The sequence below is a fragment of the Nonomuraea sp. NPDC050227 genome, from assembly GCF_044459705.1.
GTDB lineage: Bacteria > Actinomycetota > Actinomycetes > Streptosporangiales > Streptosporangiaceae > Nonomuraea.
Genome location: NZ_JBITJF010000002.1, coordinates 424,199 through 447,411 on the forward strand (window position 1 = coordinate 424,199; position 23,213 = coordinate 447,411).

At 73.2% G+C, this 23,213-nt stretch carries 26 protein-coding genes; 7 read left to right on the forward strand and 19 right to left on the reverse strand.

The window, feature by feature from the left end:
• Nucleotides 1-124 precede the first annotated feature (124 nt).
• Nucleotides 125-556, reverse strand: coding sequence for an ATP-binding protein (locus ACIBK9_RS09140; protein WP_352350930.1), 432 nt, complete (start codon nucleotides 554-556; stop codon nucleotides 125-127).
• A gap of 92 nt (nucleotides 557-648) precedes the next feature.
• Nucleotides 649-1,197, reverse strand: coding sequence for a TetR/AcrR family transcriptional regulator (locus ACIBK9_RS09145; RefSeq protein ID WP_397156527.1), 549 nt, complete (start codon nucleotides 1,195-1,197; stop codon nucleotides 649-651).
• A 100-nt stretch (nucleotides 1,198-1,297) separates the two neighbouring features.
• Here ACIBK9_RS09145 and ACIBK9_RS09150 point away from each other — a divergent pair, with 100 nt between their 5' ends.
• The gene (locus ACIBK9_RS09150) at nucleotides 1,298-2,872 is read left to right on the forward strand and encodes an MDR family MFS transporter (protein ID WP_397156529.1); all 1,575 of its coding nucleotides are present in this window, start codon (nucleotides 1,298-1,300) and stop codon (nucleotides 2,870-2,872) included.
• Here the strand turns inward: ACIBK9_RS09150 and ACIBK9_RS09155 are convergent.
• Nucleotides 2,853-3,173: an STAS domain-containing protein gene (locus ACIBK9_RS09155; protein WP_387675563.1), complete on the reverse strand. Its 321-nt coding sequence runs from the start codon at nucleotides 3,171-3,173 to the stop codon at nucleotides 2,853-2,855. The genes ACIBK9_RS09150 and ACIBK9_RS09155 overlap by 20 nt on opposite strands.
• 69 nt (nucleotides 3,174-3,242) lie before the next feature.
• Between ACIBK9_RS09155 and ACIBK9_RS09160 the strand changes: the two genes are divergently transcribed.
• Complete coding sequence (locus tag ACIBK9_RS09160) at nucleotides 3,243-4,181, forward strand: GNAT family N-acetyltransferase (protein WP_397156531.1); 939 nt, start codon at nucleotides 3,243-3,245, stop codon at nucleotides 4,179-4,181.
• Nucleotides 4,182-4,204: 23 nt separating this feature from the next.
• On the opposite strand, the gene ACIBK9_RS09165 is transcribed toward ACIBK9_RS09160, so the two are convergent.
• The 5 genes from ACIBK9_RS09165 to ACIBK9_RS09185 are packed head-to-tail and all read right to left on the reverse strand — an operon-like array spanning nucleotide 4,205 to nucleotide 9,531.
• Nucleotides 4,205-5,488: an AAA family ATPase gene (locus tag ACIBK9_RS09165; protein ID WP_397156533.1), complete on the reverse strand. Its 1,284-nt coding sequence runs from the start codon at nucleotides 5,486-5,488 to the stop codon at nucleotides 4,205-4,207.
• A complete protein-coding gene (locus tag ACIBK9_RS09170; RefSeq protein ID WP_397156534.1) occupies nucleotides 5,479-6,906 on the reverse strand; it encodes a hypothetical protein in 1,428 nt (475 codons plus the stop codon). Before ACIBK9_RS09170 ends, ACIBK9_RS09165 begins: the two co-directional genes overlap by 10 nt.
• The gene (locus ACIBK9_RS09175) at nucleotides 6,903-8,033 is read right to left on the reverse strand and encodes a hypothetical protein (protein WP_397156536.1); all 1,131 of its coding nucleotides are present in this window, start codon (nucleotides 8,031-8,033) and stop codon (nucleotides 6,903-6,905) included. The genes ACIBK9_RS09170 and ACIBK9_RS09175 overlap by 4 nt, the downstream gene beginning before the upstream one ends.
• Nucleotides 8,030-8,800 carry a hypothetical protein gene (locus ACIBK9_RS09180; RefSeq protein ID WP_358286459.1) on the reverse strand — a complete coding sequence of 257 codons (771 nt, stop codon included), beginning with the start codon at nucleotides 8,798-8,800 and terminating at the stop codon, nucleotides 8,030-8,032. The genes ACIBK9_RS09175 and ACIBK9_RS09180 overlap by 4 nt, the downstream gene beginning before the upstream one ends.
• Before the next feature lie 50 nt (nucleotides 8,801-8,850).
• Nucleotides 8,851-9,531 (reverse strand): class I SAM-dependent methyltransferase, encoded by a 681-nt coding sequence (locus tag ACIBK9_RS09185; protein WP_358286461.1) that lies wholly within the window; start codon nucleotides 9,529-9,531, stop codon nucleotides 8,851-8,853.
• A gap of 55 nt (nucleotides 9,532-9,586) precedes the next feature.
• On the opposite strand from ACIBK9_RS09185, the gene ACIBK9_RS09190 reads away from it, so the two are divergent.
• Complete coding sequence (locus tag ACIBK9_RS09190; RefSeq protein WP_358286463.1) at nucleotides 9,587-10,006, forward strand: hypothetical protein; 420 nt, start codon at nucleotides 9,587-9,589, stop codon at nucleotides 10,004-10,006.
• Complete coding sequence (locus ACIBK9_RS09195; RefSeq protein ID WP_357975501.1) at nucleotides 10,003-10,578, forward strand: TetR/AcrR family transcriptional regulator; 576 nt, start codon at nucleotides 10,003-10,005, stop codon at nucleotides 10,576-10,578. The genes ACIBK9_RS09190 and ACIBK9_RS09195 overlap by 4 nt, the downstream gene beginning before the upstream one ends.
• Before the next feature lie 41 nt (nucleotides 10,579-10,619).
• On the opposite strand, the gene ACIBK9_RS09200 is transcribed toward ACIBK9_RS09195, so the two are convergent.
• The 5 genes from ACIBK9_RS09200 to ACIBK9_RS09220 all read right to left on the reverse strand — a co-directional run bounded on the left by ACIBK9_RS09200 (nucleotide 10,620) and on the right by ACIBK9_RS09220 (nucleotide 14,809).
• The gene (locus tag ACIBK9_RS09200; RefSeq protein WP_397156538.1) at nucleotides 10,620-11,627 is read right to left on the reverse strand and encodes a phosphotransferase family protein; all 1,008 of its coding nucleotides are present in this window, start codon (nucleotides 11,625-11,627) and stop codon (nucleotides 10,620-10,622) included.
• Nucleotides 11,624-12,814, reverse strand: a complete 1,191-nt coding sequence (locus ACIBK9_RS09205; protein WP_397156540.1) for an acyl-CoA dehydrogenase family protein — start codon at nucleotides 12,812-12,814, stop codon at nucleotides 11,624-11,626. Before ACIBK9_RS09205 ends, ACIBK9_RS09200 begins: the two co-directional genes overlap by 4 nt.
• Nucleotides 12,815-12,823: 9 nt before the next feature.
• Entirely contained in the window at nucleotides 12,824-13,615 is a 792-nt protein-coding gene (locus ACIBK9_RS09210) for a hypothetical protein (RefSeq protein WP_397156542.1), read from the reverse strand.
• 2 nt (nucleotides 13,616-13,617) lie between these two features.
• Complete coding sequence (locus ACIBK9_RS09215; protein WP_397156543.1) at nucleotides 13,618-14,457, reverse strand: hypothetical protein; 840 nt, start codon at nucleotides 14,455-14,457, stop codon at nucleotides 13,618-13,620.
• A gap of 166 nt (nucleotides 14,458-14,623) precedes the next feature.
• Nucleotides 14,624-14,809: a hypothetical protein gene (locus tag ACIBK9_RS09220; RefSeq protein ID WP_352350903.1), complete on the reverse strand. Its 186-nt coding sequence runs from the start codon at nucleotides 14,807-14,809 to the stop codon at nucleotides 14,624-14,626.
• A gap of 342 nt (nucleotides 14,810-15,151) precedes the next feature.
• On the opposite strand from ACIBK9_RS09220, the gene ACIBK9_RS09225 reads away from it, so the two are divergent.
• Entirely contained in the window at nucleotides 15,152-15,496 is a 345-nt protein-coding gene (locus ACIBK9_RS09225; RefSeq protein ID WP_397156545.1) for a DUF6285 domain-containing protein, read from the forward strand.
• Nucleotides 15,497-15,499: 3 nt separating this feature from the next.
• Here ACIBK9_RS09225 and mctP read toward each other — a convergent pair whose 3' ends face one another.
• The 4 genes from mctP to ACIBK9_RS09245 all read right to left on the reverse strand — a co-directional run bounded on the left by mctP (nucleotide 15,500) and on the right by ACIBK9_RS09245 (nucleotide 18,711).
• Nucleotides 15,500-17,095 (reverse strand): monocarboxylate uptake permease MctP, encoded by a 1,596-nt coding sequence (gene mctP, locus ACIBK9_RS09230; RefSeq protein WP_387675528.1) that lies wholly within the window; start codon nucleotides 17,093-17,095, stop codon nucleotides 15,500-15,502.
• Nucleotides 17,092-17,304 carry a DUF3311 domain-containing protein gene (locus ACIBK9_RS09235; RefSeq protein ID WP_352329975.1) on the reverse strand — a complete coding sequence of 71 codons (213 nt, stop codon included), beginning with the start codon at nucleotides 17,302-17,304 and terminating at the stop codon, nucleotides 17,092-17,094. The genes mctP and ACIBK9_RS09235 overlap by 4 nt, the downstream gene beginning before the upstream one ends.
• Nucleotides 17,305-17,533: 229 nt before the next feature.
• The gene (locus ACIBK9_RS09240; protein WP_387675525.1) at nucleotides 17,534-18,163 is read right to left on the reverse strand and encodes a carboxymuconolactone decarboxylase family protein; all 630 of its coding nucleotides are present in this window, start codon (nucleotides 18,161-18,163) and stop codon (nucleotides 17,534-17,536) included.
• Nucleotides 18,163-18,711, reverse strand: coding sequence for a VOC family protein (locus tag ACIBK9_RS09245; RefSeq protein ID WP_397156548.1), 549 nt, complete (start codon nucleotides 18,709-18,711; stop codon nucleotides 18,163-18,165). Before ACIBK9_RS09245 ends, ACIBK9_RS09240 begins: the two co-directional genes overlap by 1 nt.
• 78 nt (nucleotides 18,712-18,789) lie before the next feature.
• Here ACIBK9_RS09245 and ACIBK9_RS09250 point away from each other — a divergent pair, with 78 nt between their 5' ends.
• Nucleotides 18,790-19,680 carry an SDR family oxidoreductase gene (locus ACIBK9_RS09250; RefSeq protein WP_397156550.1) on the forward strand — a complete coding sequence of 297 codons (891 nt, stop codon included), beginning with the start codon at nucleotides 18,790-18,792 and terminating at the stop codon, nucleotides 19,678-19,680.
• A gap of 34 nt (nucleotides 19,681-19,714) precedes the next feature.
• On the opposite strand, the gene ACIBK9_RS09255 is transcribed toward ACIBK9_RS09250, so the two are convergent.
• Nucleotides 19,715-20,659 carry a helix-turn-helix transcriptional regulator gene (locus ACIBK9_RS09255; protein WP_397156552.1) on the reverse strand — a complete coding sequence of 315 codons (945 nt, stop codon included), beginning with the start codon at nucleotides 20,657-20,659 and terminating at the stop codon, nucleotides 19,715-19,717.
• On the reverse strand, nucleotides 20,641-22,266 hold the full coding sequence (locus ACIBK9_RS09260) for a CocE/NonD family hydrolase (RefSeq protein WP_397156553.1): 1,626 nt from the start codon (nucleotides 22,264-22,266) through the stop codon (nucleotides 20,641-20,643). The genes ACIBK9_RS09255 and ACIBK9_RS09260 overlap by 19 nt, the downstream gene beginning before the upstream one ends.
• Nucleotides 22,267-22,355: 89 nt before the next feature.
• Between ACIBK9_RS09260 and ACIBK9_RS09265 the strand changes: the two genes are divergently transcribed.
• Entirely contained in the window at nucleotides 22,356-23,141 is a 786-nt protein-coding gene (locus tag ACIBK9_RS09265; protein WP_397156555.1) for an SGNH/GDSL hydrolase family protein, read from the forward strand.
• The last annotated feature ends 72 nt before the right edge of the window (nucleotides 23,142-23,213 follow it).

Sequence of the window (23,213 nt, forward strand, 5' to 3'; positions counted from 1 at the left end):
CCCCGCAGCCCGATGCATGCCCCCCACCCCCCCCCCCGCGCACCCCCCAACCAACCCGCCACCAACGAAAGGCTTCCCGGGGCGGGCCCCCCGCCCCCCCCCCCCCCCGGCCCCGGTGTGCGGGTCACCTGGCGATGAGATGCTGTCCCGCCGCCCCGGGGGTGAAGCGGAGCTTCTTCTCCAGGCAGACCATCGCCCCGTTCTCGCGCACGTTGGTGAACCGGATGTCGTCGGCGAGCGCGCGCATGATCTGCAGTCCGCGGCCGTGCTCGGCCCCCGGGCCGGGTTCGATCACCTTGTTCGGATCGAAACCGCCCCCCGTGTCGACGACCTTGATGACGCACAGGTCGTCGTGCACGCAGGCGCTGACGGTGTAGTCGTCGCTGGGCGTCGCGTGCTTGACCACGTTCGCGCACGCCTCGGTCAGCATCAACTCGATGTCGTCGCGAATCTGGGCCTCGACGCCGAGCGACCGCAGCGTGCCGTCCAGCATCTGCCTGATCAGCGGGACGCTCGCCGCATCCCTGGGCAGTCGGAGCGCTATCGTCGCCTCCACTGCGTCTCCTCCCGTCTGGATGCGTGCGAGCCTTCTGCCCCGGATCCCGCGCGCCAATCGTCCGTCGCGCCGCGGAAGCGCCACAGGGGTCGCTACTGCTCCACGAGCCGCAGCGCCACCTCCATGCACGCCTTGTCGATCTCCTCCTCGGTCAGCCCCTCGCCGGCCATCGACAGCCACTTGCCCGCGTGCAGCGCGAACAGCGCCAGCGAGCGGCTGATGCGCTCGGTGGGCGTGGCGCCGGGGTCGCTCATCTCGGCGGTGAGCTCCATCATCGTGTCGCGCATCTTGGCGAGCTGGGGGTGGTTGCGCATCGCCGTCTGGTTGCTCTCCAGGAAGCGGGCGACGGCCAGGTAGCGGGGCTGGCGCAGCCGTTCGGCGTAGCGTTCGAGCAGCTCGCGGCGGGTCTCGGGGGTCTTCGGCGCGTTCCTGGCCCACTCCAGCAGCTCCTGCAGCTCGGCGACCCGGAGGTCGACCAGGCTGCCGATGATGTCCTCCTTGGTCTTGAAGTGGTAGTACAGCGCGGCCTTGGTCACGCCCAGCTCTTCCGCGATCTCGCGCAGCGAGGTCGCCTCGTAACCCTGCTCCGTGAAGAGTTTCAGCGCGATCTCCTGGATCCGCGCCCGCGTGTCTTCCCGCACTTTGCACCTTGATTTCGACTTGACGGTCGGCAAGTAAGTATCTAGCTTATTCTAAGCTTGCCGGTCGGCAAGTAAGCAAGATCACAACTGGGGGTGTGCAGTGGCGGAGGCAGTCGGACGGCGCCGCGAGGTCATGGTCGTCCTGCCGGGCCTGATGCTGGCCATGGTGCTGGCCATGCTGGACAACATGATCGTGGGCACGGCCATGCCGCGCATCGTGGGCGAGTTAGGGGGCCTGACCCATCTGTCGTGGGTGGTGACCGCCTACGTCCTGGGCACGACGGTCTCGACGCCGATCTGGGGCAAGATCGGCGACCTGTACGGCCGCAAGACCATCTTCATCACCTCGGTCGTCATCTTCATGATCGGCTCCGCGCTGTGCGGCATGGCCGGCTCCTCCATGCTGGGCGGCCCGGCCGACGGCATGACCGAGCTGATCGCCTTCCGCGCCATCCAGGGCCTCGGCGCCGGCGGTCTCATGGTCAACGTCATGGCCATCATCGGCGACCTGGTGCCGCCCCGCGAGCGCGGCCAGTACCAGGGCATCATGGCCGGCGTCATGTCGCTGGCGATGATCGCCGGCCCGCTGGTCGGCGGCTTCATCACCGACCACCTCGACTGGCGCTGGGCCTTCTACGTGAACCTGCCGGTCGGCGCGGTCGCGCTGGTCCTGCTCGTGCTCAACCTCCACCTGCCGCGGACGCACAACAAGGTGCGCATCGACTGGGCGGGCGCGGTCCTGCTGTCGGTCAGCATCACCGCGATGGTGCTCATCACCACCTGGGGCGGCAACGAGTACACCTGGGGCTCCTGGCAGATCCTCACCCTGATCGCGGTCGCCGTGGTCTTCCTGGCCGGCTTCATCGTGGTCGAGCGCCGCGTGGCCGAGCCCATCATGCCGCTGCAGCTGTTCCGCAACCGCAACTTCACCCTGATCTCGGGCATCGGCTTCCTGCTCGGCTTCGCCATGTTCGGCGCGATCAACTTCCTGCCGCTGTTCCAGCAGACCGTCCAGGGCGCCACGGCCACGAACTCCGGCCTGCTCCTGCTGCCCATGATGGCCTCGGCCATGGTCGTGTCGCTGTTCGTCGGCAAGGCCATCACCAGCACCGGCAAGTACAAGATCTACCCGATCGTCGGCGGCGTCGGCATGGCCGCCGGCATGTGGCTGCTGTCCACGATGGGCGTCGACACGGCCTCCTGGCAGACCGGCCTCTACATCGCCGTGCTCGGCCTCGGCATGGGCTTCCTCATGCAGACCACCATGCTCATCGCGCAGAACAGCGTCGAGCAGAAGGACCTCGGCGTCTCCAGCAGCGCCACCACGTTCTTCCGGTCGATCGGCGGCTCGTTCGGCGTCTCGCTGTTCGGCGCGATCTTCAACAATCACTACCTGTCGGAGCTGACCGGCCGGTTCGGCGCCCAGGCGGCCGAGCGCATGACCTCGGGCGGCGGCGCCAGGATGGACCCCAAGCAGCTCGAACAGCTCCCCGTGCAGATGCGCACCGGGATCCTGGAGTCGCTGGCGACCTCGATCTCCGGCGTGTTCTGGTGGGCCATCGCCTTCGCCGTCGTGGTGCCGCTGCTGGCGGCCTTCATCAAGGAGATCCCGCTGCGCGGCGGCGCTCCCGCGGAGGCGGCCCCGCAGGAGGCGGTCAGCCCGGCGGCAGGCTGAACAGCCGGTCGATCGCCGTCAGCTGGAACAGGCTGCGCAGATAGGGCGTCAGCGCCACCACCCGCACCACGGCGCCGGCGTCCGCGGCCCGCAGCTGGAGGCGGACGAGCCCGGCCAGGCCGGAGGAGTCGACGAAGGTCAGCCGGGACAGGTCGACGTCGATCGCGGTGCAGCCCGCGGGGACGGGGAAGTCGCCCAGCCGGCTGACGGACTCGTAGTCGAGGTCGCCGGACAGGGCGAGCGCGACGGTCGTCGCGTCGGGGGTGGCGACCTCGATGTGCAGCGGCTTCCTGTCGACCACCCGGCCAGCCTAGCCACCCCGGGGAAAATGGGAGGCGCCGGGGTGGGCGAAGTGTGCACAATCCTCCCCATGCACATCTTGCGCCGCCCCCGGGTCGACGACGCCGCGGCCATCCACGAGCTGGTCGCGGCCTACGACACCGACGTCATCGGCTCGCCCGACATGACGCTCGACGACATCGCCGACGAGCTGGCCGAGCCGGGCTTCGACCTCGACAGGGACGGCTGGCTGGCCCACGACGAGACCGGCCGCCTGACCGGCTGGGCCTGGGCCTGCCGGGTGGGCGACAGCGACCTGGTCAACATCGAGGTCATCACCCGCCCCGGCCTGACCGGCCTGGACGACCTGCGGCGGGAGCTGTGGCGCACGGCCACCGCCCGCGCCCGCGAGCTCGGCGCCGAGCGCGGCCACGACGGCGTCACCCTCGACATCGGCATCTACCGCGCTGACCAGGACAAGCAGTCCTACGCCAAGGAGCAGGGCTTCGAGCCCGGCACCAGCTTCCACCGCATGCGCGCCGACCACACGGCCCCCGTCGAGGCGCCCGCCCCGCCGCCCGGCCTCACCCTGCACTCGGGCGAGGACGAGGAGACCCGCCGCGCCGCGCACGAGGTGCACCAGATCGGCTTCGCCGAGCACTTCGGCTTCATCTCGGTCGACTACGACCACTGGTACGAGCGCCGCCAGGCCATGAGCGTCACCGACTGGAGCCAGCTCACCCTGGCCAGGATCGACGGGGAGCCCGCCGGCGTGCTGATCGGCAACAACCAGTTCGTCCCCGACGAAGACTGCGGCTACGTCGCCACGCTCGCCGTGCACCCGCGCTTCCGCGGCCGGGGCCTGGGCCGCTTCCTGCTCCGGCACGCCTTCGCCGCCGACGCCGCCAGCGGCCGCAAGGGCACGATCCTGCACGTGGACAGCAACAACACCACCCCCGCGCTGGGCCTGTACGAGTCGGCGGGCATGCGCCGCGTGCTGGCCATCGACGTCTGGCGGCGCCGCCTCTGACGCCGTCCCGTCACCGGCTCCCGCTAGACCCGGTGGCGGGCCAGGTGCTCCAGCACCGACTGGTTGGCCTCCCAGCCGTCGGGGAACTTCACCGGCACCCCGAGCTGCACCGGCTCGGCCGACGGGTGGGCGTCCAGCAGCTCGGCGATGCCCGCCCGCGCCACCATCACGCAGGCGTGCCGGTGGCGTGAGGCCAGCACGCACAGCCGCCCCGACTCCAGGTGGAAGGCGGTGGCGTCGCGGCGGCCCGACAGCGGGTGCAGCACGATCGTCACGTCGTACTCGCGGCCCTGGAGGCGGTTGGCGGTGTCCACGGTGATCTCCGGCGGCAGCCCGGCGTTCCTGATCGCGGCCACCTGGTCGCGATGGGCCGCCCCGACCGCGATCCGGTCGGCGGTCACCGGCCGCTCGCCCTGCTCGGAGGTCGCCACGGCGCCGCGCTGCAGCAGCCGCGCCGCCAGCAGCGCCACGGCCTGCACGGCCTCGCCGTCGGTGCGCACGGTGTGCCGTTCGGGCAGCTCCAGCAGCGCCCACCCCGACCGGGCGGCCTCCTCCAGCGCGCGGTCGTGCACGGTGCCCATGCCGCCCGCGGTCAGTTCGAGCCGCCGGTCGCCCGCCGAGGTGCCCGACCGGAACCCGGTGAACGGGTAGAACGCCTTCGACACCACCGGCGCGGCCGAGGCGGGCAGCCGCCAGGACACCGGCAGCCGATGGACCGGCAGCTCCGGGTTGTGCCGCAGCAGCACCGCCACCGCGCTCTGCAACGGGTCCCACGACAACCCCGACCAGCGGTCGCCGTCGACGATCGAGAACGGGTCGAGCTGCCCGGGGTCGCCGACGAACAGCGCCCGCTCGAACAGCGCCGCGATGCGCAGCAGCTTGTCCGAGCGCATCTGGTACGCCTCGTCCACGATCGCCCACGGCCACACCCGGCCGGAGATCCACGCCCACTTGTCGGCCGTGGCGATGACGATGTCGGGGTCGCCGAGGTCCTGGATCCTGGTGCCGACGGTGACGCCGGCCAGCTCCAGCATGCGCGGGTGGGGCACGTACCCGCCGGCCGACAGCCGTCCGACCTTCAGGTGCGGGTGTTTGTCGGAGATGCGGGCCACGAGGTCGTCGACCTGCTCGTTCGTCTGGGCGACGATCATCAGTGGCTCGCCGGTGGCGGCGATGTGCGCGGCGGCCCGCACGACCAGCGTGGACTTGCCGGCGCCCGGCGGGGAGTCGACCACGACGCCGCGGTTCCTGGGCAGGTCGGCCAGGACGTTCGCGATCACCTGCTCCGGGCTCTCGCTCACGACCATTCCTCCTGGGCGTCCTCGTCGTCGGGGATGTACTCCTGCGGCGGCCCGCCGTGCGTCCACGGCGTGGCCTCGGCCTCGGGCAGCGCCGGCGAGCCCTGGAAGTCGTCGGTCAGCGAGGTGTAGCAGACCCGCTCGCCGATCTCCGGCACGGCGCCGGGGGCGGGCGTCCTCCCCCGGCCCATGCCCTTGGTGATCTTCAGGGTGATCAGCCCGCCGTGCGCCTCGACCAGCTCGGCGCCCTGGCCGCGGCGCTGCGGGGTGCCGAGCGAGGCCCCGGGCGGCAGGCGTACCGGGTCGTCGGTCTTCAGCACCACCAGCGGACGCAGCTTGCGCGAGCGGCCCTCGCCCTCGACGTTGTCGGGGACGGTCTCGACCACCTCGCCGGCGAACGCCTCGCCGGTCAGCCGGTACTCGGCCATCACCAGCGGGTCGTCGTAGGCGCGCTGCACGTCGTAGGCGGCCTGGGCACGTTCCATGCGGGCCAGCTTGGCCGCGGCCGCCACCGCGCCGTCGCGCCTGGCCTGCGGCGGCGCGCCCTCGGCGATGTGGGCGGCCATGGCGCTGAACGAGCCGCGGTCCTGCTCCCAGCGCTGGGCCACGCTCGCGCCCGGCTCCAGCCCGGCCAGCAGGTCGAGCGCCTGCCACATCAGCCGCCAGGTGGGTTCGAGCTGGGTGCGCAGCGCCTCGGCGACCCGCTCGGGCGACTCGCTGTCGATGGCCGGCGCGAGTACCTCGGCGTCGAAGCCCGGATCGGTCGCGGGCCCGGCGGGCGGCCAGATCAGCGGGTCCTCGGCGTCGTCGGAAGGGCCCTGGGTGATCCAGGACAGCAGCGCGGCCAGGTTGGCGTCCTCCAGCGCGCTCTGCCCGCTGGCCCAGTGGCGGCCCAGCTCCTCGGTGGCGGCCAGCGTCAGCGACGAGCCCGGGTAGGCCGCCCGCTCGGCGAAGTACGTCAGCCACCGCCCCAGCAGCGGCACCTCGGGCGGCACCGGGTAGGGCCCGTCGGGCCTGCGGAAGCGCGTGGAGCGGCCGAGCAGCCTGGTGAAGCCGACGCCCGCCTGGTTCGGCAGGACGAGCTGCGGCGCGTCGAGCGCCCGCTCGTAGGGGTCCGCGTTCTTGCGCTCCACCGTCTCGGTGTCGGCGGTGAATCCCTCGACGTACGGCAGCAGCACCCCGGCCAGCTCGGCGGCCCAGGCGAAGCGCAGCTCACGGTTGCGCGGCTGGGTGACGACGAGCAGGCGCGGCCGGTCGCGGTCGGTGCCGAGCATGGCGGCCAGCGGCGCGGCGGCCTCGCCCGACAGCTTGAGCGGGATGAACACCATCGGCCGCGCGCCCACGTGGCAGTGGCGGACCGTGGCGACGGGCTGGGCGATGCCCTCCCGCAGGGCGCGCAGCCGGGCGAGCGAGGTGAGCAGGCTCAACTGAGGCACTCCCTGCGCAGGCGTTCGGCGTTGCGGAGCAGGCCGGCGATCTCCTCCTGGCCGTCGGCCGGGTCACGCAGGCCGTCGGCCAGGCCGAGCGCCTCGGCGACCGAGGCGACCCCGCCCAGCTCGTCGCGCACCTGGCGGCCGAGCAGGTCGGAGGCGCCCTCCTGGCGGGCCTCGTCGCGGCAGAAGAAGCACAGGTCGCACGCGGACAGGCAGTCGGGCGCGTAGCGGGCGGTGGTCCTGCGCAGCGCGTCGGCCAGCTCGGCCGCCGGACGGGTGGGCCGGCCGTCCTCGCCCGGCCGCAGGTCGAAGCTGAGGTCCTCGGGCAGCGCGGCGAGCAGCCGGTCCAGGCCGGTCATCCGGGTGAGCTGACGGCGCAGCACGGCCAGCTGCCTGCGCACGTCGACCAGGGTCGCCACCGGCCGGTTGGCGAAGTTCTCGGGGCACACCAGCACCACGTCGTGGGAGACGGTGAGCGGGTCGTGCCCCAGCTCCGCCAGCATCGTGCGCAGCGCCAGCACGTAGACGGCGGCCTGGCGGGCGGCGGCGGCCACCGCGGCCGGCTCGGCCTGCCCGTCGACCACCGCGAACGACTTGATCTCCACCACGTGGAAGCGCCCGCCGAGCTGGAAGGCCACCACGTCGGGTTCGAGGAACGCGGTGTGGCCGGCGATCTCCAGGCTGAGCAGCGGGTGGTCGAACAGCGTGCCGGCGTCCTGGTCGCCGCGCGCCGCCCGGTCGAACAGGGTGCGGGTGTGGGTGTGGCGCAGGTGGGCACCGACGTTCTCCACGTCGTGGTAGGCCACCTCGGCGACCGGCAGGTCCAGCACCTCGCGCAGCATGCGCAGCAGCTCGGCGCAGCCGTCGGCCTTGACCAGCGCCTCGAACGCGTTCCCGCGGGTGATCGCGAACGGCGACTGGCCGAACGGCGCCGGGAAGCCCAGGTGGCGGGCGGCGGCGTCCTTGTCGACGCCGGCGCCGTCCATGAGGGCCCGGCGGGTGCAGCCGGGGTTGGCGGCCAGGGCCGCGATCGCTCTGGCGTCGTGCGGCTTGGGCGGGGTCGTGCCGCGCAGCGCGTCGAGCCGGTGGGCCGGGCCGTCCTCGCGTCTCAAGCCGCTCACGTCGCTGTCTCCTCCTTGATCGTGCCCAGCGTAGCGGCGCCGAAGAGCCTGGCCACGTCACCGAGCTGGGATGTGGCGCGTCGTGCCAGCTCGGCGCGGTCGCGCGTGTCGCGTTCTGCGTGCACCGCCAGCTCGGCCCTGGCCGCCTCGGCGATCCGCCGGCGGTCGGGCGGCCCGAGGTCGGTGGCCGTGGCGCCGGGCACGTTCCTGGCCATCCGCGCCAGTAAGCGCAGGGCCCGCTCGTCCTCGCCGTCGTGCGAGGCCACCGCGATGGCGCAGGTCAGGAAGTCGACGCGGGGGCTGAGCGGGCCGACCACCCGCCGCTCCAGCGGCCAGGTGCTGAGCGTCAGCAGGCCGCGGGCGGGGGAGAGGCGGTCGGTCAGCGCCGCGCACAGGTAGTACGGCCTGCCGTGCGGCGTGGACCGGAACGAGCGCTCCTCGTCGCGGCGCAGGCTGGTGAGCTGGGCGCTGCGGATGGTGCCGGCGAAGAACGCGCCGCTGACCGCCACCACCAGGCGCGGCTGCGCGGCGGCACCGAGCAGCGCGAGCGCCTGGTGGACCTGCTCGCGCACGGTGACCAGCCGGGGCCCCTCCGCCCTGGCGCGCGGCTGCTCGCCGCTCACCAGGGCGTCCCAGGCGCGCTCGGCGGCGCGCAGCTCGGCACGCAGGACGCGGGCCGTCGCGCCGTCCCTGACGCGCATGGCCTTGCGCACGCCGGCCCGGAGTCCGTCGATCCGCCGCTCCAGCTCGTCCAGCGGGTCACTCATGGCGCGAGGGTATCAACAGTTCCAGTATTTCCCAGTATTTACACCGAAATCTACGATGTAAAGGGGCGGGCCAGGAACCACATGCGGTCCTCGGTGACGAACCGCTCCAGCCGCAGCCCCTCGGCGGCCAGGGCGTCGGCCAGCTCGTCGTCGGTCATCCGGCGCGAGGTGAACGACTGGGTCCAGACCCGGTCGCCGTGCTCGTAGCGCATGGTCGCGGCGAACACGCCGGGGGAGATCTCCTCGACCTCCGCCAGGGTGATCGTGACGTCGCCGTCCTTCCTGCCCGAGCCGGCCCGCCAGCCGTCGTGCCGCTCGGCCGTCATCCACTGGACGAGCACCGCCCCGCCCGGCTTGACGTGCCGCGCGCACGCCGCCAGGAAGGACCGCCTGACCTCCACGTCGACGACGTTGACGAGCTGGGAGGCCAGCGTGACGGTGTCGAATCGCCGGTCGAGCCGCAGGTCCTGGAGCCGCGCGTGCACGGTCTCGGCCCCGCGCACGTGCGCCAGCATCTCGGTGGACTCGTCCACGGCCACGACCTGTAACCCGGCCTCGACGAGCGCGTGGGTGACTCTGCCGACGCCGGCGCCGAGCTCCAGGACGGACCCGCCCGGCGGGGTCTCCTGGATGACGACGTCGGCGTCGCGGCCGGGCTGGAGGAGGGTGTAGAACTCGACAGGGGATCCGTCGGGGGTGATGGCGCCTGGGCCTGTGCCGGTGTTCTTCATGCCCAAAAACCTAACCGCCGCGTGAGCCGTCCGTGAGCGGGGGACGATGGCCTCTGTGACCGGTGAGGTACGAGTTCTGATCGGCGTCGGCGTGGGCCTGGCCGCCGTTCCCCCCGTCTACTACCTGACCGAGGCGGGCGCCAGAGCGCTGCGGGCCGGGCAGGCGGCCTTCGCCCCGGCCCCGGCCGGGGTGGGCCTGCTGGCGGCGGCGGCCCTGATCGTCGCGGTGCTGGCCGCCTGGCCCGCCGCGGCGCTGGCCTGCGGGGTGCCGCTGGCGGTGGCGGGCGTGCTGTTCGCCCTCGACCTGCGGGCCGCGATCGGCCTGGCGGGCGCGCTGCCCGGCCTGTGGGAGCCGCCGTGGGCCGAGCCGCCCGGCACCCTCGCCGGGGCGACCGGCCTGTACGCCTACACCGGCGCGTTACTGGTCTTCTCGGCGCTGCTGCCGCGTCGTCTGCGATCTATCCTGAGCAGATGAGCAGACGGGACCCCGACCGGCGCAGGGCGCTGCTCGACGCCGCCGACCGGGCCATCCTGGCCGAGGGCCCCGAGGTGTCGATGGCGGCCATCGCCGCCGAGGCCGGCATCACCAAACCCGTCCTCTACCGCCACTTCGGCGACAAGAGCGGCCTGTACCAGGCGCTGGCCGACCGCCACGTGCGCACGGTCATCGCCCAGCTCCGCCCGCAGTTCGCCGGGCCCGGCACCGACCTGCGGGCCCGTGCCCGCGCCGCCATCGGCGTCTATCTCGACCTGATCTCGGCCAACCTCGACCTCTACCGCTTCCTGTTCCACCGGGCCAGCGCCGAGGACACCCGCATCCGCTCCCACATGACCTCGCTCGTGCGCGGCCTGGGCGAGGAGCTGGGCCGGGTGCTGGCCGACGAGCGGGTGGTGGCCGACCCGGTGCGGGCGCAGGTGCTCGGCCACGCGTTCGTCGGCATGGTGCAGACGACGGGCGACTGGTGGCTGGAGCATCCGGAGGTCGACCGATCGCAGGTGGTGGAGGGGCTGGTGGACGTGATCGCGGCCGCCGTCGCCGGGGGCTGAGGGCTCCGGCGGGCCGACCGGTCGGGGCAAATCAGGTCAGGTCAGGTCAGCAGGCCGAGCAGGTCCCACTCGTTCTGGCAGGCGCGGCGGCCGAGGGCGGCCAGCTCGACCGAGGAGGCGCCGCCGCGCAGGTGCCGCATGGTCTGCGTGACGCAGATGATCCCCCATTTCAGCACGCCGAACGTCTCCCACCAGCGCAGCGCGTCCAGGTCGACGGGCCGGCCGCCGGCCTCCTCGTAGGCGGCGGTCAGCTCGGCGTAGCCGCCGAACCCGCCCACGGGCAGCGGCGAGCCGAACCGCCACGCCTTGACGCACAGCCAGCCCAGGTCCTCCAGCGGGTCGCCGGCGTGGGCCAGCTCCCAGTCGAGCACGGCCCTGACGCCCTCCGGGCCGACGATCAGGTTGCCGTTGCGGAAGTCGCCGTGCACGACGCTCGCCGGGACGGCGGGCGGCCGATCGGCCTCCAGCCTGCGCAGGGCCAGCTCGAACACGGGATGCGGCTGGCCGGTCAGGTCGAGCACGTCACGCCAGAAGCGCAGCGGGTCGGCGGGCACGGCCTGCGGCGCGGTCGCGGGTGCGGTCGCGGGGCCGGTCTCGGGCAGGCAGGACAGCGGCATGCGGTGGATGGCCGCCAGCGCCCGCCCGCACTGGGCGGCCAGTTTCGGCCTGGCCTCCCGGTACGCCTCGTCCCGCAGGATCCGGCGCGGGATCGTCTCGCCGGAGATCCGGCTCATCAGGACGTACGGCCCGGCGGGTGGGCCGGTGGGCGGTCCGGCTGGTGGGCCGGCGGCGGCCACGACGTGCGGGACGGGGACCCCGGCGTCGGCCGCCGCCCGCATCAGCCGCGCCTCCTCGGCCAGCCCCGTCCCCGCCTCCAGGGCGGCCCCCGGCCCGTCGAGCCGGAGCACCAGCTCGTGCCGGTCGCCGCCGGGGACGACCACGTCCAGGGCCCAGGTCTCCCTGGAGGCCCCGCCGGGCAGCCTGACCGCGTACGGGACGGCCGCGTCCGGGCCGTACACCTCGCGGACGATCGTCTCGACCCGGTTCATCGGGGGCCGAACTCCCAGGCGCCGCCGGCCGCGTACGCGCCCAGCAGGCGGCGGCCGACCGCGTCGATGTGCACCTCGTCGGGGCCGTCGTAGACGCGCGCGGCGCGGGCGTGCCGGTACATGCGCTCCAGCGGCGTGTCGGGGGTCAGGCCGGCCGCGCCGTACACCTGGACGGCCCGGTCGATGACGTTGTGCAGCATGCGCGCCCCCACCACCTTGATCGCGCCGATCTCGACGCGGGCCTGCGAGCCGGCGTCCACGGCCTCGGCGGCCTGGAGCGTGAGCAGGCGGGCGGCCTGGATCTCGGTGTAGGAGTCGAACACGTGCTGCCGCATGAGCTGTTTGGCCGCCAGCGGCTCGCCGAAGGCGGTGCGCGCGTGCAGCCGCCGGCACATCAGGTCGAAGGCCCGCTGCGCCTGCCCGAGCCAGCGCATGCAGTGGAAGATCCGGCCGGGCCCGAGACGCCGCTGGGCGATGACGAAGCCGTGCCCGCGCTCGCCCAGCAGGTTCGCGGCCGGCACCCGCACGTCCTCGTAGCGCACCTCGCAGTGCGCGCCGCCGAGGCCGAGCACGGGGGTCTCGCGCACGATCGTGTAGCCGGGCGTGTCCGTCGGCACGAGGATCATGGAGAAGGCCCGGTGGGGCGGCGCCTCCGGCTCGGTCCGGCACATCACGGTCGTGTACGCCGCCACCGACGCGCCCGTCGTGAACCACTTGTGCCCGTTGATCACCCATTCGTCGCCGTCGAGCACGGCGGAGGTGGTGAGCTGGGTGGGGTCGCTGCTGGAGACCTCCGGCTCGGTCATCGCGAAGCTGGGCGAGATGTCGCCGCGCACCAGCGGCTCCAGGTAGCGCTCGCGCTGCTCGGGGGAGGCGTGCTCGTGCAGCATGAGCGAGTCCTGCAGGGTGAACGTGCCGAGGGCGAGCTGCCCGTACTCGCTGCGGCCCTGGACCTCGTTGACGTAGACGTAGTCGAGGAACGGCAGTCCGCCGCCGCCCAGCTCGCACGGGTGGCCGAGGGCCCACAGGCCCTCCTTCCTGGCCTCGTCCCGCAGCCCGGCCATGGTGGCGGCGGCCCGCGGCCCGCCCTCGTGCAGCACCTCCTCGGCCGGTTCGACGCGCTCGGTCATGAACGCGCGCACGGCGTCGCGGATCGGCCGGACGTGCTCGGGCACGGCGAAGCTCATGGGGTGATCTCAACCGAAATCCGTTGCGCGGTCAACGGTCGGCGCGCCCGCGCGGCAGCAGCGATCGAAGTCGAACCGCTCGGCGCAGGCCCGCTCCCACAGCCGGGCGGTGTCGCCGCCGGCGCGCGGGAAGACCAGCCGCGCGATCACCAGCGCGACCACCGCCCGCGCCCCGGCCAGGTAGAGCGCCGAGGCCGCGCTCTGGACGTGCGCGCCGGAGACGAACAGGTCGTCCACCAGCAACACCCGCGCGCCGTCGACGCGGCCCAGCACCTGGAAGGCCCGCTCGTCCGACCGCCGCCGCGCGAGGTTCTCGGCCGCCTGCGCCGACCCCGCCATCAGCACGGGACGGTGCAGCCCGCGCAGGTCGCCCACCATGTCCACGATCCGCGGCATCGGGCCGAAGACCTCGATGGGCCGGTCGAGCCGGGTGCCGGGCAGCGTGGTGACCATCGTGAAGGGGCCGCCGGCCAGCCGGGTCAGGCAGGCGGAGTGGGCCCGGTGGAAACGCGCCACGGTGGCGGCCAGGAAGGGCACCCGGCGCACGCTGCCCGGCGGGTCCCTGCGGCGGGTCACGATCGCGTGCAGCTGGGCGCCGTCGCCGTCGCGCACGCACAGCGAGACGGGCACGACGTGCTCGGTGTGGCGGTACAGGCCCTGGGTGGTGACGCCGCAGGTGACGCAGAGCCCGGACGGCCCGCCGGCGCCGGTGTGGCAGATCCGGCAGACGCCGGGACCGGCGGCCGGGACGTTGCGGAAGATCTGCAGGTACGCCTCGGTCACCGCGCGGGCGTCGCCCATGGTCAGAAGACGGTCGTCAGCCGGGTCACATCTACAAGATTGACCGCCTGGCGCGCCAGCTCGTCAATGCCCGCTACGACAGTGACTCCTCCCCGGTAGGCCAGCCGGGGCGTCCAGGGCAGGCCGGGCGCGGCGAAGACGTGCTTGCCCTGGGACAGCGCCATCGCCGCCCGCTCGCCGTCGCAGGCGCCGTCACCGGTTACGTAGAGCGCGGCGGCCAGCCCGCTGGTCACCAGCCCGGTCACCGCCCGCGTCCGGGCCGTCGCGGCCGTGCCCGGCCAGAACGGCGACACCGCCACGACGGCCCCCGGCCGCCCGCCGTCCGGACCGCCCACGAGGGCCCCCGGCCGACCGTCGTGCGGGCCGACCATGATCGCGCGGCCGCCGGCCGTCGCCGCGGCACCGGCGGTGCGCGGCGCGTCGCACACGACGGTCAGGCCGGCCGCGGCCAGCGCGCGGGCCGCGGCGCGGGCGCCCGGGGCGTCGCCGGTGACCGCCACCGACCGGTGGTCGCCGGTCCCCAGCCGGCCGCGCACCCACAGGAACGGCTGAAGGTTGTGGGCGCAGGCCAGGTTGCCCGGATAGCCGTCGTCGAGCACGGTCACCAGCGCGGCGGGGCAGGCGGCGATGAGCCCCTCGGCCCGGCCGAGGTCGCCCGGCCGCAGCCGCGCGACGACCCGCGCGGCGTGCGCCCTGTCGTGCTCGCCGAGCCCGCCGAGGTCGCCGCGGGCCAGCCGCAACGCGCTGCCCCGGGCCTCCACGACCCGCGCGGTGTGGTGCCACGGCCCGGCGGTGGCCCTGGTCAGGGCGAGCACCGCGGCCTGCTCCTCGGTCACCGACATATCACCCACCGTCCGGTTGGACCGACCGTACGCGTGCCCACCGACAGAACCGGCTCCCGTCGTGCCGCCCGCGGCCGCCCGGCCCGCGCGGACGCGCCGCGGCACGGGAAAGGGCCCGGCGGCCGCAGGACGTCCGCGGCCGCCGGGCCCTTCGGAGGGGACGGGGTCAGGCCGCGTTCTCCTCGGCCTTGCGGGGCAGGACCTCCAGCTCGAACGCGCCCGACCTGACCGCCTCCAGGAAGTGCTGCCAGTCGCGGCGCGGGATCTCCAGGACGACGTCCGGGGAGGAGTCGTGGATGAGCTCCACGTGGTCGTTGATGCGGCAGGCCTTGACGCGTACGTCGTCGTTCATGCTGCGCTCCCTCGGGTTGACTGCGGCTGAGCGGCCCGGGGAGCCGGGGGCCGGGAGCTGCGCCGGGCGACTTTCCCAGCCGTCCGGGCCGTCCGCGTGACCCCGGAGGGCCGGGCCGCTCGGGAAGCGTGCCATCGTCGCGCGGGGGCCCGCCACCGCCGGTACGGGCGGTTCGGTAGAGACACGCCGATCGTGGGCGGAGGTCTGTCGTCCCGGGGGTGGAGAAAGGTCATCCGTGGGCCGGGGGCCTTGACAGGCGGGGCGGTGATCCTTATGCCTGGGCTCACGACTGGCCGTGCGCGGGCGTACGGCTCCGGAGCCGAGGTGACGGGAGTGCCGCCGATGGCGCAGCCCCATGACGTGCCCACCGCCGCGCAACTCGTCGCGGCCGTCCGCGGGTTCCTGCGGGACGACGTGCTGCCCGCGGTCGAGGGGCGGGTGCGCTTCCACACGCGGGTGGCGATCAACGTGCTGGCCATGGTCGAGCGGGAGATGGAGCTGGGCCAGGTCCAGGCCGCCGAGCACGCCGCGCGGCTGGCGGCGCTGGGCGTGGCCGACGACGCCGAGCTGGCCGCCGCCGTCCGCGCGGGCCGCTTCGACGGCGACGACGCGCTCACCGCCGCCCTGGTCCAGGCCGTCCGGGCCAAGCTGGAGGTGGCCGATCCCGGCTACCTCCAGCGGCCGTGAGCGTCAGTGGGAGCCGGCCAGGTCCAGGTCCTTGACGTCCGGGTCGCCCTCGTCGGCGAAGTAGTCGCCGCGCCGGGTGGCGTCCGCGCCGTCGGCCACCTTGGCCGCCCGGAAGATCAGCGTGGCGACCGCGGCCACGACCAGGTTGACGATCAGCGCGAGGAAGCCCGCGTAGATGGTCATCTTGGTGTCCAGGCCCAGGTTCGACAGGCTGAAGGCCGAGCCGCCGAAGTGCTCCTTGCCCTTGGCCGGGTTGGGGATGAGGTAGAGCATCCACATGCCCGCCGCCAGGCCCGCGGCCCAGCCGGCCATCAGGCCGCCCTTGTGGAACCAGCGGGTGTACAGGCCGAGCGCGACGGACGGCAGCGTCTGCAGGATGATCACGCCGCCGATGAGCTGCAGGTCGATCGAGAACTGCGGGTCGAGCAGCAGGATGCACAGCACCGCGCCGACCTTGACCACCAGCGAGACGACCTTGGAGACGTTGGCCTCCTGGGCGTCGGTGGCCTGCTTGTTGATGTACTCGCGGTAGATGTTGCGGGTGAACAGGTTCGCCGCCGCGATCGACATGATCGCCGCCGGCACCAGCGCGCCGATGCCGATGGCCGCGAACGCCACGCCGGCGAACCAGTCGGGGAAGAGCTGGTCGAACAGGTTCGGCACGATCGTGTTCGGGTCGCCGCCGACCGGCTTGGTGCCGGCCGCGATGGCCATGAAGCCCAGCAGCGCGATCAGGCCGAGCACGAAGCTGTAGGCGGGCAGCGCCGACATGTTGCGCTTGATGACGTTGCGGTTCTTGGAGGCCAGCACGCCGGTGAGGCTGTGCGGGTAGAGGAACAGCGCCAGGGCCGAGCCGAAGGCCAGCGTGACGTACTGGAGCTGGTTGGCGCCGTTGAGCAGGATGCCGTCGCCCGGCGCGGGGGTCTTGTCGAACTTGGCCTGCGCCATGTCGAAGATGTTGCCCCAGCCGCCCAGCTTGGCCGGGATGTAGATGACCGCGGCCAGGATCACGATGTAGATCAGCGCGTCCTTGACGAAGGCGATCAGCGCGGGCGCGCGCAGGCCGGACTGGTAGGTGTAGGCCGCCAGGATCGCGAAGGCGATGATGATCGGCAGGTGCCCGGTGATGCCCATCGACTTCAGCACCGCCTCGATGCCGACGAGCTGCAGCGCGATGTACGGCATCGTGGCCACCAGCCCGGTGATGGCGATCAGCAGCGCCAGCGTCGGCGACCCGAACCGGGCCCGGACGAAGTCGGCGGGCGTGACGAACCCGTGCACGTGCGAGACCGACCACATCCGCGCCAGCACCAGGAACACCAGCGGGTAGACCACCACGGTGTAGGGCAGCGCGTAGAAGCCGAGCGCGCCGGAGCTGAACACCAGCGCGGGCACGGCCACGAACGTGTAGGCGGTGTAGAGGTCGCCGCCGACCAGGAACCAGGTGACCCAGGAGCCGAAGCTGCGGCCGCCGAGGCCCCACTCGTTGAGGCTGGCCAGGTCGGTGGGCCGCCGCCAGCGGGCCGCCACGAAGCCCATGCCGCTGACCAGGATGAACAGCAGCCCGAAGACGACCAGCTCGGTCACGTGCCCGCTCATTTGGTCATCCTGTAGACGATCGTGGTGCAGCCGACGCCGACCACGATGAAGGCGAGCTGCAGCCAGTAGAACAGCGGGAAGCCGAGCAGGCGCGGCTCGTCGGAGTTGAACAGGAACGTCAGCAGCGGCAGCACGATCGGCACGACCAGCAGCCAGTTCCACGGGCTGCGGTCGGTACGCGGCGGCTGCCCGGATTCCCCGGTAGTCATCGGCCCTCCGATTGGGGGATCAGGAGCGGCGTGTTGACCGGCTCCTGACAACGTCGTCAATGGAGGGAGATTAGCTTTCCGGTGGTATTAAACCCAATGTCCGGAACATTACGGTTTGGCCTAAATGTCGAGATGAAATCTCAATATGTGAGACCAAAGCCACCCCTCGCCAACGGCACGTTAAGTCGCTCGCGCGCCGCGCGGAACCGGGCGATCGGCGAATGGTCGGCTACTCGCGACGAACGGTCACTTCGTCGGCGATGTCGCGCGTCCCGTACCCCTCGGGGGCGGGCACCTCGGTGATCGGGTCGGGGCGGTCGTCGAACTCCAGCCGCAGCGCCCGCGCCATGGTGGCGTGCATCTCGTACAGGCAGACGATGTAGGTCAGCTCCAGGATCTGCTCGTCGGGCAGGTGGGCGCGCAGCACGGCGAACACCTCGTCGTGCACCCGGCCGCCGTCGAGCACCAGGCCGTCGGTGTAGGCCAGCACCGCCCGCTCCAGCTCGCCGAACCGGTCGCTGACCTGCCAGGAGGCCACCGCCCGCACCTTCTCCTCGGGCACGCCGAGCGCCCTGAGCTGCTTGCAGTGCTGGGAGTAGACGAACTGGCTCTGCCGCGCCCAGCCCGCCCTGGTCTGCCCCAGCTCGCGCAGCACCGGGTCCAGCCGTGACTCCCGGTAGATCTGGAAGCCCTTGACGCAGTGGCGGAAGATCTTGGGGTCGAGGGCGAAGACCGTCCACCAGTCGCCCGGCGAGCCGGTCGCGGTCCCCGTGCCGTCGGGGGACAGCAGCCGGTCGTGGAAGAACCGGACGACGGGGTCCGTCACCTCCTCCGGCGGCACCCGCCGCAGCCGCGGCATCAGACGGTCCGGTCGGCGGCCGTCTTGGGCTCGTGCCGGACGTCGCCCGGCTGCCCGACCGGCCGCGTCCAGGCGGCGAACTCCACCAGGATCCCGTCGGGGTCCTTGAAGTAGATGGACCGGACGAAGACGCCCTCGTGCATCGCGGGCGCCACGCCGAACTCGCTGTCGTCGTGGTTGAGCAGCACGCCCACGTCGATGCCCTTGGCCACCAGCCGGTCGCGGTACTCCTCGATGCGCTCGGGCGGCACGTCGAAGGCGATGTGGTTCATCGAGCCGACCGCCGACAGCAGCTCGCCCCGGTCCGGCAGGTTCTTCGGCGCCGAGACCCCCGGCACGCCCTCGGGCGCGTCGGGGAACCAGAAGAAGGCCAGCGCGTTGCCGCCGCCGCAGTCGAAGAAGAAGTGCTGGCCCCAGCCCAGGGGCAGCTCGATCGTCTTGATCAGCGGCATGCCCAGCACGCCGGAGTAGAAGTCGACGGTCTGCTTCATGTCCGAGCAGACCAGCGCGATGTGGTTGACCCCGCGGAGCTCGAATTCGCTGTTCATGGTAATCAACTACTTATCACAGCGTTCCTGCGGAAAACATGACAGGAGGTGGCGGCTATTCGGGCCACGATCGTGCCCGTGATTGTTGTGGTGGCGGGCGCGACCCGCGGAACGGGACGAGGAATGGCGGTCGCCCTGGGGGCGGCCGGAGCGACGGTCTACTGCACCGGACGGAGCACGCGCGAGCGCCGTTCGGAGATGAACCGTCCGGAGACGATCGAGGAGACCGCCGAACTGGTGAGCGCGGCGGGCGGGACGGGCATCGCGGTCCCCGTCGACTTCCTGGACCCGGCGGCGGTGGCCGGGCTGGCCGCCCGCGTCGAACGGGAACAGGGCCGCCTGGACGTGCTGGTCAACGACGTGTGGGGCGGCGACCACCTGTGGAAGTGGGAGACCCCCGTCTGGGAGCAGGACCTGGACGACGGGCTGCGCCTGCTCAGGCTGGCCGTCGACACCCACCTCATCAGCGCCCGCCACCTGCTGCCGCTGCTGATCCGGCACGAGGGCGGCCTGGTCGTGGAGGTCACCGACGGCACCTGGGAGTTCCACCGGACCCGCTACCGCGAGAACGTCTACTTCGACCTGGCCAAGCTGTCGGTCAACCGGCTGGCCTTCGCCTGGTCCCACGAGCTGCGCCCGTACGGCGGGACGGCGGTGGCCGTCACGCCCGGGTTCCTGCGCTCGGAGGCGATGCTGGACGGCTTCGGCGTCACCGAGGAGAACTGGCGCGAGGCGAAGGCGGACAGCGCGTGGATGGTCTCCGAGACCCCCGCCTACGCCGGTCGCGGCGTGGCCGCCCTCGCCCAGGACCCCGACCGGCGCCGGTGGTCGGGGTCCTCGGTGACCAGCGGCGAGCTGGCCGAGGCGTACGGCGTCACCGACGTGGACGGCAGCCGGCCGCAGGTGTGGCGCTACATCGCCGAGGTCATGGAGAAGGGCGGCGACGGCGGCTGGGAGGACTACCGCTGACCCCCGTGGTGGAGCCCGGCCAGGCGGGCGTCCTCTAGCGCCGGTAGAGCCCGGCCATGCGGGCGGCGGCGTCGGCGACCTGGGCGCGCAGCTCCTCCGGCGCCAGCACTTCGGCCTCCGGGCCGAACCGCAGCACCTGGGTGAAGGCCACCCGCGTCGACTCCACGGCCAGCCGCACGGTCCCGTCCGGCTGGAGCGAGGCCAGCGCGTCGTCCAGGGCGGCCGGGTCGGCGACGTACCGCAGCATGCGCCGGCCGGCCGGGGTCAGCCGCAACGTGATCACGTCCCTGAGCAGGGAGCGGCTGAACTCGGCGGCCTGCCCGGCCCAGAACGCGGCCAGGTCGAAGTCCGCGTCCCGCTCGAAACGCGGCTCGCGCGCGCGGACATCCCCCATGCGGTCCACCCGGAAGATCAGGAACCGTTCGCGCAGGCGGGCCACCAGGTACCAGGCGCCCGCCTTCAGCACCAGCCCGTACGGCTCCAGCTCCCGCGTGCGCTCCTTGTAGACCACCGTGACCGGCAGGTCGTTCCACACGGCCCTGGCCAGCGGGGCCAGCGCCGGGGGCGGCGGCGTGTCGGCGGCGTACCAGCCGGGCGCGTCCAGGTGGAAACGCTGCGCGGCCGTGGCGGGCGCGTCGCGCAGCGAGGGCGACAGCGCCGCGGCGGCCTTGAGCCGGGCCGTCGCGGCCACCTCCTGCAACCCCATCTCGCGCAGCGCCGCGGGCACCCCCGACAGGAACAGCGCCTCGGCCTCGGCCCGGTCCAGCCCGGTCAGCCGGGTGCGGTAGCCGTCCAGCAGCCGGTAGCCGCCGCCGCGCCCGCGGTCGGCGTAGACCGGCACGCCGGCCTCCGACAGCGCGAGCACGTCGCGGTGCACCGTGCGCTCGGAGACCTCCAGCTCCCTGGCCAGCTCGGCCGCCGTCATCCCGCCCCTGGCCTGCAACAGCAGGACCAGCGACATCAGCCGCGCGGCGCGCACAGCGGCAGCACCACGGCCGAGGGGCGGGCGGGGGAGTGGAACACCTCGACGTCGGCCGGCACCATCGGGCCGCCGGGCGCGCCCACCGGCTCGCCGGTGCCCGGGTTGCGGGCGATCGTCGGGTACGCGCCGGCCGCCACGTGCACCCGGATCCGGTGGTCGCGGCGGAACCGGTGGCCGATCGGCCACAACTCCACCCGTACCCGGCGCACACCGTCGCCGTTCCCTTCACCGTTCCCGTCATCGTTCCCGTCATCGGCGGTGTGCGGGCCCAGCCGGCGCACCCCCTCGCACAGGTTGAGCGAGCGCCCGTCGGGGTGCACGTCGCAGACCCGGACCACGACGTCCACGTACGGCGTGCTGGACCGGACGTAGACGTCGGCGTGCACCGGGCCGATCATCTCCACGTCGGCCTCCAACGCCGCGGAGCTGTAGACCAGCACGTCGCGCCGGGCCTCCAGGCGCCGCTGGTCACGCGGCCTGGAGTCGGCCAGCAGCACGGGGCCGCCGATCGCCGGCGTCGGATGGGCGGGGTGGTAGCGGAACCGGTCGGACCCGGCCTCCTCGGGCTCGCGCGGGTCCAGCCCGCCGCCCGGCCGCAGGTGCCAGCGCTGCTCCCGCACGCCCGGCACCGGCCAGTCGGGGTAGTCGCGCCACTCGCCGGCCCCGGTGACGTACAGCCGCACCGGGTCCGTCCGCAGGCCGGACGGGTCGTCCATGAGGTGGGCGCGGAACCAGGCCAGCGCCTCGGTCTTCGAGGGCCGCCCGTGCCGGGAGTCGACGTGGTACCAGGGCCCGATCGTCAGGTACGGCCGCCGCCCGGCCGCCCGCATCGCCGCGTAGTCCTTGAGCTGCCAGGGCAGGAAGACGTCGTACCAGCCGCCGAGCATGGTGACCGCCGCCTCCACCTCGCCGACCTTGAGCGAGAAGTCGCGCTTGTGCCAGTACGGCACGGCCGGGTCGGCGTGGTGGGCCAGCAGGTCGCGGAAGAACCGCAGCGGCCGGCCCGCCGAGGCCACGTCCAGCTCGGCCACCGGCCGCCCCGACAACACGGCCCGGCGGGTCACCCTGGGGGCGGTCAGCATCGCGGCCCCGCCGACGAAGCGGCGCGTCATGGTGTCGGTCAGCGTGGTCCAGCTCAGCGTCGACTCCAGCGCGAACGCGCCGCCCACGTAGGCGGCGTCCCTGAACTGGGAGGCGGTGATCTGCGTGGCCATGGCCTTGAGCTCGGGCCCGGCCTCGGCGGCGACGGCCCACTGGGCGTAGCCGAGGTAGGAGGGGCCGAACATGGCGAACGAGCCGCCGTACCAGGGCTGTTCGCGCAGCCAGGCGATGGTGGCCAGGCCGTCGTCGCGCTCGTCGCCGAGCGGGTCGAGGCTGCCGCCGGAGCCGAAGCCGCCCCGGCAGCTCTGGATCAGCACGTGGAAGCCGTTCCTGGCGAAGCCGCGGCCGTACATCCAGCCGAACAGGCCGCGCCGGCCGTACGGCGAACGGATCAGCACCGCCGGGCCCGGCCGCCCATGAGCCGGGGCGTAGTGGTCGGCCAGCAGCGTCACACCGTCGGGCATCGGGACGGGGATGTCCCGCCGCAGCCGCACGCGTCTCATGTCCTAACCAGTAACAGATCGGGCGGGACGGGTGGTAGCCGGGGGTTACGGTCGCGTAGGGACAAAGGTCCTTGGCAAACTATCCGGTCATGGGACGAATCACTTCGTATGTCGCCCTAGGGGACAGTTTCACCGAAGGACTTGAGGACCCGGCCGACCACGGGTTCCGCGGCTGGGCCGACCGGCTGGCCGAGCACATCGAGGCCGACCGCCGCCAGGCCGGGGAGCCCGCACTGCGGTACGCCAACCTCGCCGTCCGCGGCCGGCTGATCGACCGGATCGTGTCGGAGCAGGTGCCGAAGGCGGTCGAGCTCGGCGCCGACCTGGTCTCGCTGTGCGCCGGGGGCAACGACATCCTGCGGCCGGGCAGCGGACCGGCGTCCGTGGCCAGACGGCTGGAGGAGGGCGTCAGGACGCTCACCGAGGCGGGCAGCCGGGTGCTCATGTTCACCGGCTTCGACCTGCGGCACGTGCCGGTGATGCGGCTGGCCCACTCCAAGATCGAGGTCTACAACCTGCACATCCACGACATCGCCCGCCGCTACGACGCGCTGCTGGTGGACCTGTGGCCGATGCCGGTCCTGCGCGACCCGCGCGCCTGGAACGCCGACCGCCTGCACCTCAGCCCCGACGGTCACCGCCGGGTGGCGCTGCGGGCCGCAGAGGTGCTCGGCGTGCCGGTGGCGGAGGACTGGCGCGAGGCGTACCCGGCCAGGCGGCCGCCGGTCTGGACGGCCGCCCGCCGCGAGGACCTGCGCTGGGCCAGGACCTACCTCGGCCCGTGGATCGGCAGGCGCATCAACCGGCGCTCCTCGGGCGACGGCGTCGCGCCCAAGCGCCCCGACCTCGCCCCGCTGCCGACCGCCGGCCGCTGACCCCGGCCCCGATCCGGACCCCGGCCCGCCGCCGTTCCCGGCCCCGGCCCGGGGTCCCGCCGCACCGGGAAC

Bases quoted from the DNA above. Each gene is read 5' to 3' on its own strand.
- ACIBK9_RS09160 (WP_397156531.1), top strand. From the start codon at position 3,243: ATGCACATCTTGCGCCGCCCCCGGGTCGACGACGCCGCGGCCATCCAC.
- ACIBK9_RS09165 (WP_397156533.1), bottom strand. From the start codon at position 5,488: ATGGTCGTGAGCGAGAGCCCGGAGCAGGTGATCGCGAACGTCCTGGCC.
- ACIBK9_RS09180 (WP_358286459.1), bottom strand. From the start codon at position 8,800: ATGAGTGACCCGCTGGACGAGCTGGAGCGGCGGATCGACGGACTCCGG.
- ACIBK9_RS09185 (WP_358286461.1), bottom strand. From the start codon at position 9,531: ATGAAGAACACCGGCACAGGCCCAGGCGCCATCACCCCCGACGGATCC.
- ACIBK9_RS09195 (WP_357975501.1), top strand. From the start codon at position 10,003: ATGAGCAGACGGGACCCCGACCGGCGCAGGGCGCTGCTCGACGCCGCC.
- ACIBK9_RS09200 (WP_397156538.1), bottom strand. From the start codon at position 11,627: ATGAACCGGGTCGAGACGATCGTCCGCGAGGTGTACGGCCCGGACGCG.
- ACIBK9_RS09205 (WP_397156540.1), bottom strand. From the start codon at position 12,814: ATGAGCTTCGCCGTGCCCGAGCACGTCCGGCCGATCCGCGACGCCGTG.
- ACIBK9_RS09210 (WP_397156542.1), bottom strand. From the start codon at position 13,615: ATGGGCGACGCCCGCGCGGTGACCGAGGCGTACCTGCAGATCTTCCGC.
- ACIBK9_RS09215 (WP_397156543.1), bottom strand. From the start codon at position 14,457: ATGTCGGTGACCGAGGAGCAGGCCGCGGTGCTCGCCCTGACCAGGGCC.
- ACIBK9_RS09220 (WP_352350903.1), bottom strand. From the start codon at position 14,809: ATGAACGACGACGTACGCGTCAAGGCCTGCCGCATCAACGACCACGTG.
- ACIBK9_RS09225 (WP_397156545.1), top strand. From the start codon at position 15,152: ATGGCGCAGCCCCATGACGTGCCCACCGCCGCGCAACTCGTCGCGGCC.
- mctP (WP_387675528.1), bottom strand. From the start codon at position 17,095: ATGAGCGGGCACGTGACCGAGCTGGTCGTCTTCGGGCTGCTGTTCATC.
- ACIBK9_RS09235 (WP_352329975.1), bottom strand. From the start codon at position 17,304: ATGACTACCGGGGAATCCGGGCAGCCGCCGCGTACCGACCGCAGCCCG.
- ACIBK9_RS09240 (WP_387675525.1), bottom strand. From the start codon at position 18,163: ATGCCGCGGCTGCGGCGGGTGCCGCCGGAGGAGGTGACGGACCCCGTC.
- ACIBK9_RS09245 (WP_397156548.1), bottom strand. From the start codon at position 18,711: ATGAACAGCGAATTCGAGCTCCGCGGGGTCAACCACATCGCGCTGGTC.
- ACIBK9_RS09260 (WP_397156553.1), bottom strand. From the start codon at position 22,266: ATGAGACGCGTGCGGCTGCGGCGGGACATCCCCGTCCCGATGCCCGAC.
- ACIBK9_RS09265 (WP_397156555.1), top strand. From the start codon at position 22,356: ATGGGACGAATCACTTCGTATGTCGCCCTAGGGGACAGTTTCACCGAA.